Below are 16,168 nucleotides of genomic sequence, written 5' to 3' on the forward strand. Positions count from 1 at the left end.
CCTCCAGTTCGGCGAAAATCGACCTCGACTCCTCCATGGCGCCAAACTCCTACGCTACTACTCAACCCAACCCAGCCTTAACCCCTATCCCTCAAACGCAAGCTCTTTCTCTAATGCGATTGCCCTGGCGTACCCGACCTTTGCGCTTGCCGCGTCCATCTTCGACGATCCATCGTGGGAGGCGTTCTCACCGCAAGGGCCGCTGCGCCACTGGCGCCTGATCGAGATTGATTCGGTTGAATTCACGGGTACCCTGACGAGCCGGATCAGGATTGCCGAACGTATCCTGCACTTCCTCAAAGGACTCGAATGCCTCGATGAGACGCTCGCGTCATACGTCGCCCCGGTCGCTCCGCCTTTCTTCGAAGCCCCCATCGCCGCGCATCTCCCGGCAGCCGAGCGGCTGCTGGCACTGCTGACATCGCCCTCGCCTCGGATCGTGGAGCTTCGCGGCGGCGACCGCCGCACCAGGGCGTCCCTGGCGGCATGGGCGGCGCGCAGGGCAGGCCTGGGCTTGCTGCAGCTTTGCGCGGAGGATCTGCCGCCTCAGGCGATCGAGGCCGACAGCTTCCGCCGGTTGTGGGATCGAGAAAGCATCCTGCACCCGCTGGCGCTCCTGATCACCTGCCGAAGCCACCGGCTCGACATGCTGCCGGAAGAGGCCCGGAAGGGAGTCAGCGTGCTGCTGGAAAGGACACGGATGCCGCTGGTGCTCGACGGCGGCGAGGCCGATGGGTCGAGCGCCCATGACCGGGCTGTCATCGAGATCGCGCACGCCCCGAGGCACGAGCAGCGCGCCCTTTGGGAGGCGGTGCTCGGCGGTCGCGCGCAGGTCGATGCGGAACGCCTGACCGCAACGTTTGACCTTGAGCCTGGGGCGATCGTCGAAATCGCGGCGCAGGCCGGCACGGCGAGCGGGACCGTGGAGCCATCGCGCCTGTGGTCGGCTTGCCTGGCGCGGGGCCGTGCTCAGCTCGGTCGGTTGGCGGAACGCCTGACGCCATCGGTGGCTTGGGACGACCTCGTGCTGCCGGCTGCCGAGAAGGGGCTGCTGCGCCGCATCGCGGCGCAGGTGAGGAACCGGGCGACGGTCTATGACACGTGGGGCTTCGGCCGCATGTCGCAGCGGGGTCTGGGGATCAGCGCCCTCTTTCACGGCGAGAGCGGCACGGGCAAGACCCTGGCAGCCGAGGTGCTTGCCAGCGAGCTTGCCTTCGATCTGTACCGGATCGATCTGTCTCAGGTTGTCAGCAAGTATATCGGCGAGACCGAAAAGAATATTCGTGAGGTCTTCGACGCAGCCGAGCAGGGCGGCATCGTCCTGTTCTTCGATGAAGCCGACGCCCTCTTCGGCCGGCGGTCCGAGGTGAAGGACAGCCACGATCGCTATGCCAATATCGAGATCAGCTATCTGCTGCAGCGGATGGAATCCTATCGCGGGCTCTCCATCCTGGCGACCAACCGCAAGAACGCGCTCGATCCGGCCTTCTTGCGGCGGCTGCGGTTCGTGGTCGACTTTCCGTTTCCCACGCTTGCCGAGGCGCGTGCCCTCTGGATGCAGACGTTTCCCCAGGCGGCGCCGATCGGCACGCTGGATCTGGACCGGCTGGCGGTGCTTGGCCTGACCGGCGGCAGCATCCGGAACATCGCCATGAATGCGGCCTTCCTCGCGGCCGACGCGGGCACAGCCATCGACATGCCCGTCATCCTGGCGGCCGCGGCCGACGAGCTGCGTAAGCTCGGTCGTAATCCGGAAGAGGCGTTGACAGCGATCCGTTGCCGATGAGACGATGCCAATTCGGCTTCTTGCTCATAGCGTTAACGAGTCCGGATCGGTGGAGATAGCCATGGGATCTCGGATGACGACGCGTGCCCCCGGAAAGCCGGCGGCCACACGAATGCCGCCTACCCGTGCGCAGGGCTGCTCATGCAAGCCTCATCGTCCGCATGGCACCTGTCCGTCTTGCCGCGAGCGCCGGGCGCGTCTGTCGCGAAAGGGCGTCGGCCATGTCGCGCTGGAAGGCTATCGTCGCGAGCAGGTGCTGGCCGTCTTGCGCTCTTCCGGCAAGTCCCTCGACGTGGAAGCGCGCGCCGATCTCGAGCCGCTGTTCCAACGGGACTTCGGACGCGTTCGCGTCCACGACGATCCGCAAGCGGCAAACACCGCAGCACGGCTGAATGCGTCAGCCTATACGGTCGGGCGGCATATCGTCTTCGCGCCGGGCCGCTATGCGCCGACGACGCCGGAAGGCCGCAGGCTCCTGGCGCATGAGCTCGCGCATGTCGTTCAGCAGGAGCGGGTGGCGGATGTCGCGGTCGAGGACCTGACCGTCGGAGCACCGGATGACGCGCTCGAGCGGGAAGCGGATCGCGCCGCTGACCTCGTCCTGGCATCGCGGACGATCGGGCACGCCGCTCCTGCCGTGCTCAGCGCGCAGGTCATTCAGCGTGACTCCTGTGGCCCCGATGTCACGGAGCAGATCAAGAATACATGGCAACGGATCCAGTTCGATTTCCATACGCGATGGGACAAGGATCAAAAGAAGAAGATGTGCGACTATCTGCTGGCGCCCATCGTTCCGAAGGATCCCGACAATCCCTCCATACGGGCGCAGCAGTGGAACACGGACGCGTTCGACACGCTGCCGCTGTTCCATCTTTCAGCGATCGAGTGGCTGACCGATCGGCGAGTGGTCGCGGCCGGCTGCGGCGTTCCCACCACGCCCGACAAGACGGACGCGAAGATATACGAGAATCCCAAGTACTGCTCGATGGGGGTGCAGGTCAAAGACCAGTGCTGGCTGAGCGGCACGGTCAACTACGGCACCTACGGGATCATGTGCAAGCTGTGCAATGACTTTGCGCCGCCACTCTACTGGGGCATCTACTACAAGGCGACGGCATTGCTCTATGCCTACAAGCAACGGATCGTCGCCCGTGACGCCTCGACGAAGGAAGAGGACATCTCCATCCCCCATTCCTGGTTCAAGGCGACATATGACGGCGGGCCGGGCGCGGTGTCGCCGAAGCCCGGCAACAAATCCAGCAACTGCCCTTGCCTATGCCCTCTCACCGGCAGCATCGTGCAGTGGGACTATGTCTGGGAGCCCACGAAGAGGCGAGATGATGCCACCCCGCCGGGCGTGCCCGATCTCTCGGCGTCGGGCAACATGCCGGCTCCCGTGCCTCCTAGTGCATCCGCGGGGCGGCGGCGATAGACTGGCACCTGGATCGCTGGTTGCTGACCCACCCGTCATCCCAAGCGCCCCTTCGACAGGCTCAGGAGAGGGATCTCCTGCGAGCGACGCACGGTGCGCCATTCACGGGAGATCCCTCTCCTGAGCCTGTCGAAGGGGCGCTTGGGATGACAATCGCGACTCTACTCCGCCGCCTGCTTCAGCGGCTCGGGGTTGCGGAACGTCGTCAGCAGGGCCTGCCACTTGGTGCGCACCTTCTTGAGGTTGGCCTCCTTGACGTGTCCGAAGCCGCGGATCTCCTCGGGCAGGCTGGCGAGCTGCACCGCGACGCCGTGATTCGACGGCGCAAGCTTGCCGAGGATTTCCTCGATCAGCGCCTCGTAGTCGCTGATGAGCTTTCGCTCCGTGCGTCGCTCCTCGGTGCGGCCGAAGGGGTCCAGCCGCGTGCCGCGCAGGCCCTTGAAGCGCTTCAGCACCGAGAACGCCGTCATCATGATCGGCCCGAAGGCACGCTTCTGCAGATGGCCGGTACGCGGGTCGCGATCGGCGATCAGCGGCGGCGCAAGATGGAACTTCAGCTTGTAGTCGCCCTCGAACTGGCTGCGCACCTGTCGCAGGAAGGCGCCATCGGTGTAGAGGCGCGCGACCTCGTACTCGTCCTTGTAGGCCAGCAGCTTGGCATGGCCGCGCGCCACGGCTTCGGCGAGACCGGAAGCGCCCGAGGCGCGTGCTGCCTCGGCTGCCTTCACCTTGTCGACCAGCGCCTGATAGCGCGCCGCATAGGCGGCGTTCTGGTAGGCGGCGAGATGCTTCACCCGCACCGCCACGATCTCCTCCAGCGTGCGCGATAGCGGCGTCGTTGTCGCAGCCGCTGCCGCCGGCCGGGCATGCCGTTCGACGGCGGCCAGGTCGTGCGCGGCGCGGCGGCCCCAGAGGAAGGCCTGCTTGTTCATCTCCACGGCGGCGCCGTTGAGCTCGATGGCGCGTTCCAGCGCCGCTGCCGACACCGGCAGGTAGCCCTTCTGGTACGCGAAGCCCATCATGAAAAGATTGGTGGCGATCGAGTCGCCCAGCAGCGCGGTGGCCAGCTCCTGGGCGTCAAGAAAGTCGCAGGCCTCGGCGCCGGCCGCCGCCTCGATCGACAGCCGCAGCACCTGGCCGGGGAACTTCATGTCCGGGTGGCGCGTGAAGTCGCCGGTGATGGTGGCATGAGAATTGACCACCACGCGCGTCGTGCCCGGCTCGACCTTGCCCAGCGCGTCGGGATAGCCGGCGACGGCGATGTCGCAGGCCAGCATCAGGTTGGCGCCGCCGGCGCCCAGCCGCACCGCCTGGATCGCTTCCGGGCTGCGCGCGATGCGCACGTGGCTCATCACCGCGCCGCCCTTCTGCGCCATGCCCATCATGTCGAGGATCGAGGCGCCGTAGCCTTCGAGGTGGGCCGCCGTGCCCAGCAGCGCGCCGATGGTGACGACACCGGTGCCGCCGATGCCGGTGATGAGGATGCCGTAGGGCGCCGTTTCGACTGAAGGCAGAACGGGCTCGGGCAGTGCCGGCCAATCCGCGGCGGCCGCCCCGCGGCCGCTCGCGCCCTTGCGCAGCTGGCCGCCCTCGACCGTCACGAAGCTGGGACAGAAGCCCTCGAGGCACGAATAGTCCTTGTTGCAGGACGACTGATCGATGGCGCGCTTGCGGCCGAACTCGGTCTCGATCGGCACCACCGACAGGCAGTTCGACTTCGCCGAGCAGTCGCCGCAGCCCTCGCAGACGGCCTGGTTGATGACGACGCGCCGGGCCGGGTCGGGGAACTGCCCGCGCTTGCGGCGCCGGCGCTTCTCGGCGGCGCAGGTCTGGTCGTAGATCAGGACCGACACGCCCTTGTGCTCGCGCAGCTCGCGCTGGACCTCGTCGAGCTCGCGGCGGTGATGGAACGTGACGTTGGGCGCCCAGCCGAGGCCGGGCGGGTACTTGTCGGGATCGTCGGTGACCAGCGCGATGCGCTGCACGCCCTCGGCATGCACCTGGCGGCTGATCTTCCACGGTGTGACGTCGCCGTCATGCCGCTGGCCGCCGGTCATGGCGACGGCATCATTGTAGAGGATCTTGTAGGTGATGTTGGTGTTGGCCGCGACGGCCTGGCGCAGCGCCAGGTAGCCGGAATGGAAATAGGTGCCGTCGCCCAGGTTCTGGAACACATGCGGCGTGTCGGTGAAATGCGACAAGCCCACCCAGGACGCGCCTTCGCCGCCCATCTGCGTGTAGGTGAGGGCGTCGCGGTCCATCCACAGCGCCATGAAGTGGCAGCCGATGCCCGCCATGGATTGCGAACCCTCGGGCACCCGCGTCGACGTGTTGTGCGGGCAGCCGGAGCAGAAATAGGCCGGCCGCGCGAGGCTGGGCGCGTTGCGGCTCTGGGCCGCGCCCTGGCGGCGCGCCAGCAGCTCCAGCTTGCGGGTCACTGGCAGCGGCAGATGCGCCGCGCCCAGCCGGTCAGCGATGATCTGGGCCAGCCGGGCCGGCTGCAGCTCGGCGGTGACGGGCAGCAGCGGCGCGCCTTTCTCGTCGGTCTTGCCCACGACCTGCGGGCGCCGGTCGGCCGGCAGGTTGAACAGCAGATCCTTGATCTGCGGCTCCATCACCGGCCGCTTCTCCTCGATGACCAGGATCTCCTGCAGCCCGTCGGCGAACCGGCGCAGGCCCTGCGGCTCGATCGGCCAGGTGAGGCCGACCTTGTACAGCGCCAGCCCCAGGCGCTGCGCCTCGGCGTCATCGATGCCCAGCTCGTCAAGCGCCTGGCGCACGTCGAGATAGGCCTTGCCGGCGGTGACGATGCCCAGCCGCGCGCCGCGGCCGCCCAGCATGACCCGGTCGAGCCCGTTGGCGCGCCAGTAGGCCTGCGCCGCCGGCACCTTGAAATGGTGCAGGCGCCGCTCCTGCTCCTGGAAATTGATATCGAGCCCGCGCAGGTTCACGCCGTCGGGTGGCAGGTCGATATCGCCCGGCAGGACAATGGAGAGCCGCTCCGGGTCGACAGCGACGATGGTCGAGGAGTCGGCGAGCTCGGCCACGATCTTGAAGCCGATCCAGCAGCCGCTGAACCGCGACATCGCAAACGCATGCAGCCCCAGGTCGAGGACGTCCTGGGCGGTGGCCGGGTTCACCACCGGCATCATCGCGTCGATGAACGCCAGCTCGCTCTGGTGCGCGACGGTCGACGATTTGGCCATGTGGTCGTCGCCGGCCAGCGCCAGGATGCCGCCGTGCCTGGCGGTGCCGTTGACGTTGGCATGCTTGAAGACATCGCCGCTGCGGTCGACGCCAGGCCCCTTGCCGTACCACATGCCGAACACGCCATCGTAGCGCGCGCCGGGCAGCAGGTGCAGCTGCTGTGTCCCCCACAGGGCTGTCGCCGCCAGATCCTCGTTCACGCCCGGCTGGAAGACGACATGGTTCTTTGCGAGGAAGGACTTCGCCTGCCACAGCGCCTGGTCGAAGCCGCCGAGCGGCGAGCCGCGGTAGCCGGAGATGTAGCCGCCCGTGTTGAGCCCGGCGGCGACGTCGCGCTGCCGTTGCATCATCGGCAGGCGCACCAGGGCCTGCACGCCGGTCAGGAAGACGCGGCCGGACTCGAGGGCGTATTTGTCGTCGAGGCTAACGGCAGCGATGGGACGAGTGACGGCCACGGCCGAGCTCCCACGCGAGGTTTAGGTCAGCACTGCTAACGCTTTCGCACCGATGATGCAATCCGAGGTGCATTGCGGCATGCAACAACGACGCGACATGTCGCCAACCCCCGAATGCTTGGCGCAGCATTGCCGCAACCTGGCAAAACACGCAAAGAAATTAGTGGCCTTCGCAAACGCGAAGCGGGCAGAGTGCGCGCCGCCATGACCATCCTCGTGACCGGCGCCGCCGGCTTCATTGGCTATCACGTCTGCCGGGCGCTGCTGGCGCGCGGCGATGCCGTGCTCGGCCTCGACAACCTCAATGCCTACTACGACCCGGCCTTGAAGCGGGCGCGCCTGGACAGGCTGCATCTCGACGGCGGGTTCATTTTCATGGAAGCCAATGTCGCCGACCGCGATCGCATGCGGACGGTAGCCGAGCGGCATCCCGGCATCACGGGCGTGATCCATCTCGCCGCCCAGGCGGGGGTGCGCTACTCGCTGGTCGACCCCTATGCCTATGTCGAAGCCAACGTGATGGGCCATCTGGTGATGCTGGAGATGGCCCGCCACATGCCGGGACTGAAGCACCTGGTCTATGCCTCGTCCTCGTCCGTCTACGGTGGCAACACCAAGGTGCCGTTCGCCGTAGGCGATCCGGTCGAGCAGCCGCGCTCGCTCTATGCCGCCACCAAGCGCGCCGACGAGCTGATGGCGGAAACCTATGCCCATCTCTTCGGGCTGCGGCTGTCCGGCCTGCGGTTCTTCACGGTCTATGGGCCGTGGGGGCGGCCCGACATGGCGCCCTACATCTTCTGCCGCTCGATCTTCGCCGGCGAGACGCTGCCGATCTACAACCTCGGCTTCGCCAGGCGCGACTTCAGCTACATCGACGATATCGTGCGCGGCGTGCTGGCTTGCCACGACCGGCCCGCGGCGCAGCCTGGCCATCGCGTGTACAACCTCGGCGGCCACCGCAGCGAGGAGCTCATGCGCTTCGTGGCGCTGCTGGAGGGCGCGATCGGCCGCAAGGCGCGCATTGCGCTGATGCCGGCGCAGCCCGGCGACATGACGGAGACCTATGCGGATATCGACCTCACGACCCGCGAGCTCGGCTGGACGCCGCTCACGACCATCGACGAGGGCGTGCCGCGGTTTGTGCGCTGGTTTCGGCAGTACCATGGCCTGTAGGATCATGGCGCAGGTCCTCGCTGTCATCCCGAGCGCCAGCGAGGGATCTCCTGCGGCACGGCGCACGGTGCGCAATTCGCGGGAGATCCCTCGCTACGCTCGGGATGACAGTAGGGGCATATGCGAATGCTCTACCGCGAGCGGGGAGAGGACACTGCACCGGTGTGTCCACATGCGATCACCGTGATGGCGCAGGGATGGAGATGGTGTCATGGCCCGCAGGCTCGACCATATCGTTCTGTGCGCCCCGGACCTGGAGGCGATGCGCCAGGCCTATGGCCGGCTGGGCTTCACCCTGACGCCGCGCGCGGTTCATCCCTTCGGCACCCGCAATCACCTGGCCCAGCTGCAGGACAACTTCATCGAGCTGCTGTCGATCGATGACCCGGCGCAGATACCACCGGACGCACCCGGGCGTTTCAACTTCGGCGGCCGGGCGCGCGACTATATCGCCGGCCGGCGGCAAGGCCTGATGATGACGGTGCTGGCCAGCCGCGACGCCGATGCCGACATCGCGGAGTTCCGCGCCAAGGCCCTGGACACGTACGAGCGCCTGGATTTCGGGCGCGACGCCCGGCTGCCGGACGGGCAGACCGTGCGGGTCGGCTTTTCGCTGGCCTTCGTCACACGGCCCGACATGCCGGAGGCCACGTTCTTTTGCTGCCAGCAGCGCCATCCGCCCGAGCTCTTCTGGAAACCGGACTACCAGCGTCACGCCAACACCGCCCGTCGGCTGGCCGAGGTCGTGATGGTCGCGCCCGATCCGCAGCTCGCCGCCGCCCATGTCGGGCGCGTGCTGGACGCGCCAGCGACCGCGATCGACGGCGGCTTCGCGGTGGGTGCGGCCGGCGACCGCGTCACGGTGCTGACGCCGGCGGCGCTGGCGGCGCGCTACCCGGAGCTGAGTGCCGTCGATGCCGCGGCACCGCGGTTCGTAGCCTACGCCGTGATCGTGGACGACCTCGCCGCGGCACGCCGCGTGCTTGATGATGGGGCAATACCCTGCCGGCCGGCGGCAGGCAGCATCGTGCTGCCGCCGGCGCAGGCATTCGGTGTCGCGATCGAGCTGCGTGCTGCCTGAGGAGGCCGATGCCCGTGACCGATGCCGCCGCGCTGCTGTCGATCACGGGATTACGCCGGGCCTTCTACGGGCTGGAGGTGCTTCGGGGCGTCGATATCACGGTGCGGGCGGGCGCCATCACCGGCCTGATCGGTCCCAACGGCGCCGGCAAGACCACGCTGTTCAACGTCGTCTCCGGCCTGGTGCCGCCCGACGGCGGCAGCATCCGGTTCGCCGGACGGGAGCTCGCCGGCGCCGCGCCCGAGATCGTCAGCGCCGCCGGGCTGGTGCGCACTTTCCAGGTCGCCCGCGGCTTTCCCCGGCTGTCGGTCTTCCAGCACCTGATGCTCTATGGCCGCGATCAGCCGGGTGAATCGCTGCTGCCGGCGCTGCTGGGATCGGCCGCTTCCCGCCGCCGCGAGGCGGAGCTGGCCGAGCGCGCCTGGGATACGGCGCGGCTGCTGAACCTCCAGCGGGTCATCGACAATCCGGCATCGGCCCTGTCGGGCGGGCAGAAGAAGCTGCTGGAGATCGGCCGGGCGCTGATGGCCGAGCCGCGGCTCGTGCTGCTCGACGAGCCGACGGCCGGCGTCAATCCGGTGCTGAAGGGCGAGATCGCGGCCCATCTGCGGGCCCTGCCGGGGCGCGGCATCGCCGTGCTGCTGATCGAGCATGACATGCGCTTCATCGGCGCGCTGTGCGACCCGGTGATCGTGATGGCCGAGGGGCGGGTGCTGGCCGAGGGCACGTTCGAGTCGGTGCGGGCCGATGCGCGGGTGCGCGAAGCCTATATGGGCGTGCGCGCATGACCGCGCTCCTGACCGTCGAGGGCCTGCGCGGCGGCTACGTGGCGGCCGACGAGATCGTGCGTGGCGCGTCGCTGTCGGTCGCTTCAGGCGAGATCATGTCGCTGATCGGGCCCAACGGCGCCGGCAAGTCGACCCTGCTGAAGCTGGTCGCGGGCCTGCTGAAGCCCAGCGGCGGGCGCGTGGTGCTGCAGGATGCCGAGATCGCCGGCCTGCCGGCCACCGCCATCGGCCGGCTCGGCCTCTCCTTCGTGCCGCAGGAGCATAATGTCTTCGGCAGCATGACGGTGCGCGAGAACCTGGAGATGGGCGCCTATCTGGAGCCTGCCCGGGTGCGCGAGCGGGCCGAGGGGCTGTTCGCGCGCTTCCCGGTCCTGGCGCAGAAGCGCCGGGCGCAGGCGCGGACGCTGAGCGGCGGGCAGCGGCAGATGCTGGCCATGGCGATGGCGCTGATGACCGCGCCTCGCCTGCTGCTGCTCGACGAGCCCTCCGCCGGCCTGTCGCCCAAGGCGGCCGAGGAGCTGTTCGCCACCATCGTCGATCTCAACCGCGACGGCGTGACGATCCTGATGGTCGAGCAGAACGCGATGGAGGCGCTGACCATCTCCACCCGTGCCTGCGTGCTGGTCCTGGGGCAGGTGGTGCGGCAGGGCGCGGCCTCGGCGCTGATGGCCGACCCGTCGGTGCGCGACCTGTTCCTGGGCGGGTAGGGCGTTGGCCCGCGTATTGCGGGGCTGTTCGGGTAAGATCTACCTTCCCCCGCTTGCGGGGGAAGGTGCCCGAAGGGCGGATGGGGGGTGTCGCAACAGCACGGATGCTCGATGGGATGCACCATTTGCGTTGGAGCGTCCCCCATCCGGCGCTTCGCGCCACCTTCCCCCGCAAGCGAGGGAAGGTAGTCGAAAATCGACACTCCGGCCCATATGCGAATGCCCTGCCGCGAAGGCAGGGAGAAGGGGAGATTCCCCGGACAGCCCTGCGCGTATTGCGTAGCCTCGGCGGGCGCAGCTACACTTTGTCCGACCCGACATGAGCGATCCCCTCGTCATCGAGAGCATCATCGGCGACCGCGGCGATCCCGCTCTCGCCGGGCGCCTGCACGAGATCGGCCATCACGGTGTCATGGAGACGCTGGTCGTCGATCCCGCCGACCTGCCGCGGCGGCGCTTCCACAGCCTTACCGACGCCGGCACGGCCTGCTTCGTGGCGCTGCCGCGCAGCGCCCGGCTGTTCGACGGCGCGGTCGTCTGGCTCGATGGGCAGCGCGCGATCGTCGTGCGGGTCGGCGAGCAGCGCTGGCTGCGCCTGGCGCCGGGCGCCAACGCCGCCCTGGAGCTGGGCTATCTCGCCGGCAACCTGCACTGGCGGGTGCGGTTCGACGGCGATTGCCTGCTGGTCGCGGTGGATGGCCCGATCGAGGCCTATCTGGCGCGGCTCAAGGATTTCCAGCAGCGCGGCAAGGTCAGGATCGTTGAGTAGCGCCCCGGAAGCCCTGCTGACGGCACTCCAGTTCGGCGACGGCCAGTTCCCGGGCGGCGGCTTCGCGTTCTCATGGGGGCTGGAATCGCTGGTGGCCGACGGCCGGCTGGCGCGCGCCGGCTTCCCCGCCTTTGTCGGCGGCCAGCTGCAGCATCGCTGGGCAGGCTTCGACCGGATCCTTGCCGCCCACGCCCACGCGGCGGCGTCGGATCTGCCGCGCCTGCATGCGCTCGACGACCTGGCCGATGCCCTGATGACGGTGGACAGTGCCCGTGTCGGGTCGCGCCGCGCCGGCCGTGCGCTTCTGGGCACCCATGTCCGCCTCGGCACGCCCGGCGCCGCCGCGTTCAGGGGCGGCGTGGCGGCGGGACAGGCGCATGGCCACCTGCCGATCGTGCAGGGCGTGGTGCTCGCGGGCGTCGGCCTCGATCGGGCGGCGGCGCTGGCGGTCAGCGCCTACACCATGGCACAGGCATTGTGCACGGCCGCAATCCGGCTGGGATTGATCGGACACCTCGACGCGCAGCGCACCCTGGCGGATCTGCGGCCAGGCATGGCCCGGCTCGCGGCGCAGGACAGCCCCGGACTCGATGCGATCTCGACCTTCGTCCCGGTGAGCGACATCGCGATGCTGCGCCATGCGGACCAGGCGCAGCGGTTGTTCTCGAACTGAAAGGCGGCGCGCATGAACCTTTCTCCCACCGAGCTCGATCGCCTGACGATCTTCACGGCGGCGGAGCATGCGCGGCGCCTGCGCGCGGCCGGCGTGCGGCTGTCCCATCCCGAGGCCGTCGCCCTGATCGCCGACGAGATGCTGCTGGCCGCCCGCAAGGGCATGACCTACGAGGCGATCGTCGACATGGCGGGGCGGCTGCTGAGCAGCGACGACGTCGAGCCGGGCGTCGCCGCCCTGGTGGAGATGGTCTCGGTGGAGGCCGGCTTCGCCGAGGGCACCAAGATGGTGATCGTCTTCAAGCCGATCGGGCCGGGCCGGGACGCGGCCGGGGATACCGAGGAGGCCGAGGCCGGCGAGATCATCGCGGCCGACGGCGAGATCACGCTCAACGCCGGCCGTGCGCGCATCGAGCTGGATGTGGTGAACACCGGCGACCGCGACATCCAGGTGCGCAGCCACACGCATTTCTTCGAGGTCAACCGGGCGCTGGATTTCGACCGGGCCAAGGCCTTCGGCATGCGGCTGGATGTCGGCTCGGGCAGCGGCGTGCGCTTCGAGCCGGGGCTGCGCAAGCGGGTGGGCCTGGTCCCCATGGGCGGCCAGCGCGTGGTGCGCGGCCAGGCCGGCCTGACGCTGGGCAGCCTCGACGACGATGCCGTGCGCCAGGCGGCGCTGGCCGCCGCAAGGCGCGAAGGCTATCGGGGGGCATGAAGGGATGATCTCGGTATGCAAGCTCGGCGGGAAATAGGCTTCATGGTGAGCCTGTCGAACCATGAAGCGGCGCACCGCCGCCTGTGCGGCGCCTTCATGGTTCGACAGGCTCACCATGAAGGCTTCTCGTCATGCAGATTTCGGCTTGGGGGTTGAACCATGGCGACGATATCCCGCCGCGACTATGCCGCGACCTACGGGCCGACCATGGGCGATCTCGTGCGCCTGGGTGACACCAGCCTGCTGGCCGAGATCGAGCGCGATTTCACCGTCTATGGCGACGAGCTCACCACTGGCGCCGGCAAGGCGATGCGCGACGGCGAGGGCTTCCAGGTCGACGGCACCTATGCCTCGGGCGCGCTCGACTCGGTCATCCACAACGCCACCATCATCGACGCGGTCCAGGGCATCGTGAAGGCCGATATCGGCATCCGCGACGGCCTGATCGTGGGCATCGGCAAGGCCGGCAACCCCGATATCATGGACGGCGTCGATCCGGCCCTGCGCACCGGTCCGAACACCACCGTCTTCCATGGCGAGCCCTTCATCATCACCGCGGGCGCGGTCGAGGCGCACGCCCATTTCCTGTCGCCGCAGCAGAGCGACCACGCGCTGGCCGGCGGCACCACCACGATGATCGGCATGTCGCCCGGGCCGCATTTCGACGTGAGCTGCTCGGGCCCGAACGTGCTGGGCCAGCTCATCCAGGGCGCCGACCATTCCTGCCTCAACTTCGGGTTCCTGGGGCGCGGCTGCTCCGATCCCGGCGCGGTCGAGGAGGCGGTCGCCGGCGGCGCGCTGGGCGTCAAGATCCACGAGGATTTCGGTGCTTCCGGCGCCGTCATCGACGGATCGCTGGTGGCGGCCGACCGCAATGATTTCTGCGTCAACCTGCACACCGACACGATCAACGAGTTCGGCTTCTGCGAGGATACGCTGCGCGCGATCGGCGGACGCACCATCCACATGTACCACACCGAGGGCGCCGGCGGCGGCCACGCCCCCGACCTGCTGCGCGTCAACGGTCAGGCCAATGTGCTGCCGTCGTCGACCAATCCCACCAATCCCTACACCGCCTATGCCCTCAACGAGGGCCTGCCGATGACGATGCTGGCCCATGTGATGAACTGGCGGCTGGCGGAAGACCTGGCCTTCGCCGAATCGCGCATCCGGCCGCAGACCATGGCGGCGGAGGATTTCCTGCACGACATGGGCGCCATCTCGATCTTCGCCACCGACACCCAGGGCATGGGGCGGCTGGCGGAGAACGTCGCCAAGTGCTGGCAGCTGGCCAGCGTCATGAAGGATCGTGTCGGCCGGCTGCCCGAGGAGACCACGGCGCGGGCCGACAACGAGCGCATCAAGCGCTATGTCGCCAAGTACACGATCAACCCCGCCGTCGCTGCCGGCATCGACTCGCATGTCGGCTCGATCGAGGCCGGCAAGATGGCCGACCTGGTGTTCTGGAAGCGGGCGTCCTTCGGCATCAAGCCCTGGCTGGTGATGAAGCGCGGCTTCATCGCCTGGGCGGTGATGGCGGACGGCAATGCCAGCCAGATCAACAGCGAGCCGCTGATCCAGCGTCCGATGTGGGGCGCCACGGGCGTGTCGCCGCAGCATCTGGGAGTCACGTTCGTGTCCCGGCTCGCGGTCCAGGCCGACGTCAGGCGCAAGCTGGGCGTCGGCAAGGCGATGCTGCCGATCCGCTCGGTGCGCCGGCTCGGCAAGCGCGACATGGTCCGCAACGACGCGCTGCCGCATATCGAGGTCGATGCCGCCACCTTCGAGGTGCGGGCCGACGGGCGGCTGCTGATGTGCCCGCCGGCGGCGGTGGTGCCGCTCAACAGGAAGTACATGCTGCGATGAGGACGAACGGACACGGCGCCGCGCGCGTCGGCATCGGCGGGCCGGTGGGCTCGGGCAAGACGGCGCTGCTGGAGCGCCTCATTCCGCTGCTGCGCGGACGGGGCATCGACCTGGCGGTGATCACCAACGATCTGGTGACCCACGAGGATGCCGAGCGCCTGCGCCGGGCGCGGCTGCTGGAGCCGGAACGCATCCTGGCGGTCGAGGCGGGCGCCTGTCCGCATACCGTCATCCGCGAGGATCCGACGCTGAACATGGAGGCGGCCGACAGCCTCGACCGCATCTTCCCGGATCTCGACCTGATCCTGATCGAAAGCGGCGGCGACAACCTGGCATCCACCTTCTCGCTCGACCTCGTCGACTATTGGCTGTTCGTGATCGATGTCGCCGGCGGCGACGACATCCCGCGCAAGCGGGGCCCGGGCGTGATCCAGTCGGACCTGCTGGTCATCAACAAGATCGACCTGCACCCCTATGTCGGCGTCGACCTGCAGCGCATGCGCGCCGAGGCGGCCGCGGTGCGCAACGGCCGGCCGGTGCTGTGCACCAATTGCCGCGCCGACGAAGGCATCGCCGCCGTGGCCGATGCCCTGTGCGATGCCGTGCTCTACCGCGGCGCATGACGTGCGATTCAGCTTCCGCTGCGAACCAGCTCGACCTGTCGTTCGAGCGGATCGGCCGGCGCACGGTGCTGGCCCGGCGCCATGTCGGCTATCCCTTCAACGTGACGGCGCCCCTGCGGTCGGCTTCGCTCGACGCCGAGCTGATCGTGCAGTCCGTATCGGGCGGTATCTACGGCGGCGAGAGCCTGGGCCAGCGTATCGACGTGGGCCCCGGAGCCCGGGTCAGCGTGAAGATGCCGTCAGCCACGGTCGTGCACGCGGCGCGCCAGGGCGTCGCTGCGTGGCAGAGCGTGGCGCTGCATGTCGCGGCCGGCGCGGTGCTCTGCTATCTGCCGCGGCCGCTGATCCTCTTTCCCGGCGGGGCGCTGCGGCAGGTGATGGATGTCACGGTGGCCGGTGATGCCGCGGTCGTGATCCGCGATGGCTTCATGATGCATGACCCGCAATCCATGCCGCCGGCCGCGCGCCGCCTGGATAGCCGTGTCACGGTGCGCGACGAGGTGGGCCGCCTGATCGCCATGGATGCCGCGCGTGCCGATGATGCGGTGATCGATGCCGCCTGTCCCGGGGTGACCGATGCCTTTCGCGCCTTTGGGGCGGTCTGGCTTGTCCAGCGTCTCCAGGCGCCGCACTGCCAGGTGATCAAATCAGCCATCGCGCGCCGCTTTGTCTGTATGGGCGACTGCTATGTTTCCACGAGCGCGCTGCGGGGCGAAGGCGGGGTCGTCGTGCGCGTGGCCGCTGCCGACGGCGGTGCGCTGGACGCGGCCCTGGACATGGCGGCCGGCATGGTGCGGGACGCAGTGCACCAGCGCCCGTCGGCCGATTCTCTCGAACCCGGTTGGTATGATCCGCATGCCGACCTATGCTGATGCCAACAGGGGGATCCAAGGG

13 protein-coding genes are annotated in these 16,168 nt (G+C 68.5%); 12 read left to right on the plus strand and 1 reads right to left on the minus strand.

The window, feature by feature from the left end; translation table 11 throughout:
* Positions 1-1,786: ATP-binding protein (locus tag FHP25_RS31710; RefSeq protein ID WP_147851007.1), on the plus strand; the 1,786-nt coding region annotated here is incomplete at its 5' end.
* Positions 1,787-1,859: 73 nt separating this feature from the next.
* Positions 1,860-3,218, plus strand: a complete 1,359-nt coding sequence (locus tag FHP25_RS31715; RefSeq protein ID WP_178133932.1) for an eCIS core domain-containing protein — start codon at positions 1,860-1,862, stop codon at positions 3,216-3,218.
* Positions 3,219-3,379: 161 nt separating this feature from the next.
* Here FHP25_RS31715 and FHP25_RS31720 read toward each other — a convergent pair whose 3' ends face one another.
* Positions 3,380-6,880: an indolepyruvate ferredoxin oxidoreductase family protein gene (locus FHP25_RS31720; RefSeq protein ID WP_218578755.1), complete on the minus strand. Its 3,501-nt coding sequence runs from the start codon at positions 6,878-6,880 to the stop codon at positions 3,380-3,382.
* A gap of 204 nt (positions 6,881-7,084) precedes the next feature.
* Here FHP25_RS31720 and FHP25_RS31725 point away from each other — a divergent pair, with 204 nt between their 5' ends.
* From FHP25_RS31725 to FHP25_RS31770, 10 genes are all read left to right on the plus strand, one after another.
* Positions 7,085-8,053 (plus strand): NAD-dependent epimerase/dehydratase family protein, encoded by a 969-nt coding sequence (locus tag FHP25_RS31725; RefSeq protein ID WP_147851009.1) that lies wholly within the window; start codon positions 7,085-7,087, stop codon positions 8,051-8,053.
* Between the two features lie 211 nt (positions 8,054-8,264).
* Positions 8,265-9,134: a VOC family protein gene (locus tag FHP25_RS31730; RefSeq protein ID WP_147851010.1), complete on the plus strand. Its 870-nt coding sequence runs from the start codon at positions 8,265-8,267 to the stop codon at positions 9,132-9,134.
* A gap of 14 nt (positions 9,135-9,148) precedes the next feature.
* Positions 9,149-9,922: an ABC transporter ATP-binding protein gene (locus FHP25_RS31735; RefSeq protein WP_231712553.1), complete on the plus strand. Its 774-nt coding sequence runs from the start codon at positions 9,149-9,151 to the stop codon at positions 9,920-9,922.
* The gene (locus FHP25_RS31740; protein WP_147851012.1) at positions 9,919-10,629 is read left to right on the plus strand and encodes an ABC transporter ATP-binding protein; all 711 of its coding nucleotides are present in this window, start codon (positions 9,919-9,921) and stop codon (positions 10,627-10,629) included. Before FHP25_RS31735 ends, FHP25_RS31740 begins: the two co-directional genes overlap by 4 nt.
* Before the next feature lie 319 nt (positions 10,630-10,948).
* The gene (locus FHP25_RS31745) at positions 10,949-11,398 is read left to right on the plus strand and encodes an urease accessory protein UreE (protein WP_147851013.1); all 450 of its coding nucleotides are present in this window, start codon (positions 10,949-10,951) and stop codon (positions 11,396-11,398) included.
* Positions 11,391-12,071: an urease accessory protein UreF gene (locus tag FHP25_RS31750; RefSeq protein WP_178133933.1), complete on the plus strand. Its 681-nt coding sequence runs from the start codon at positions 11,391-11,393 to the stop codon at positions 12,069-12,071. The genes FHP25_RS31745 and FHP25_RS31750 overlap by 8 nt, the downstream gene beginning before the upstream one ends.
* Positions 12,072-12,083: 12 nt before the next feature.
* A complete protein-coding gene (gene ureB, locus FHP25_RS31755) occupies positions 12,084-12,785 on the plus strand; it encodes an urease subunit beta (RefSeq protein WP_147851015.1) in 702 nt (233 codons plus the stop codon).
* 159 nt (positions 12,786-12,944) lie between these two features.
* On the plus strand, positions 12,945-14,651 hold the full coding sequence (ureC, locus tag FHP25_RS31760) for an urease subunit alpha (protein ID WP_147851016.1): 1,707 nt from the start codon (positions 12,945-12,947) through the stop codon (positions 14,649-14,651).
* Positions 14,648-15,274: an urease accessory protein UreG gene (gene ureG, locus FHP25_RS31765; RefSeq protein WP_147851017.1), complete on the plus strand. Its 627-nt coding sequence runs from the start codon at positions 14,648-14,650 to the stop codon at positions 15,272-15,274. The genes ureC and ureG overlap by 4 nt, the downstream gene beginning before the upstream one ends.
* Entirely contained in the window at positions 15,271-16,146 is an 876-nt protein-coding gene (locus FHP25_RS31770) for an urease accessory protein UreD (RefSeq protein WP_147851018.1), read from the plus strand. Before ureG ends, FHP25_RS31770 begins: the two co-directional genes overlap by 4 nt.
* The last annotated feature ends 22 nt before the right edge of the window (positions 16,147-16,168 follow it).

This window comes from Vineibacter terrae (assembly GCF_008039615.1).
GTDB lineage: Bacteria > Pseudomonadota > Alphaproteobacteria > Reyranellales > Reyranellaceae > Vineibacter > Vineibacter terrae.

Coding starts and splice junctions, on each gene's coding strand:
- FHP25_RS31740 (WP_147851012.1), top strand. CDS start 9,919: ATGACCGCGCTCCTGACCGTCGAGGGCCTGCGCGGCGGCTACGTGGCG.
- FHP25_RS31730 (WP_147851010.1), top strand. CDS start 8,265: ATGGCCCGCAGGCTCGACCATATCGTTCTGTGCGCCCCGGACCTGGAG.
- ureG (WP_147851017.1), top strand. CDS start 14,648: ATGAGGACGAACGGACACGGCGCCGCGCGCGTCGGCATCGGCGGGCCG.
- FHP25_RS31715 (WP_178133932.1), top strand. CDS start 1,860: ATGACGACGCGTGCCCCCGGAAAGCCGGCGGCCACACGAATGCCGCCT.
- FHP25_RS31725 (WP_147851009.1), top strand. CDS start 7,085: ATGACCATCCTCGTGACCGGCGCCGCCGGCTTCATTGGCTATCACGTC.
- FHP25_RS31770 (WP_147851018.1), top strand. CDS start 15,271: ATGACGTGCGATTCAGCTTCCGCTGCGAACCAGCTCGACCTGTCGTTC.
- FHP25_RS31745 (WP_147851013.1), top strand. CDS start 10,949: ATGAGCGATCCCCTCGTCATCGAGAGCATCATCGGCGACCGCGGCGAT.
- ureC (WP_147851016.1), top strand. CDS start 12,945: ATGGCGACGATATCCCGCCGCGACTATGCCGCGACCTACGGGCCGACC.
- ureB (WP_147851015.1), top strand. CDS start 12,084: ATGAACCTTTCTCCCACCGAGCTCGATCGCCTGACGATCTTCACGGCG.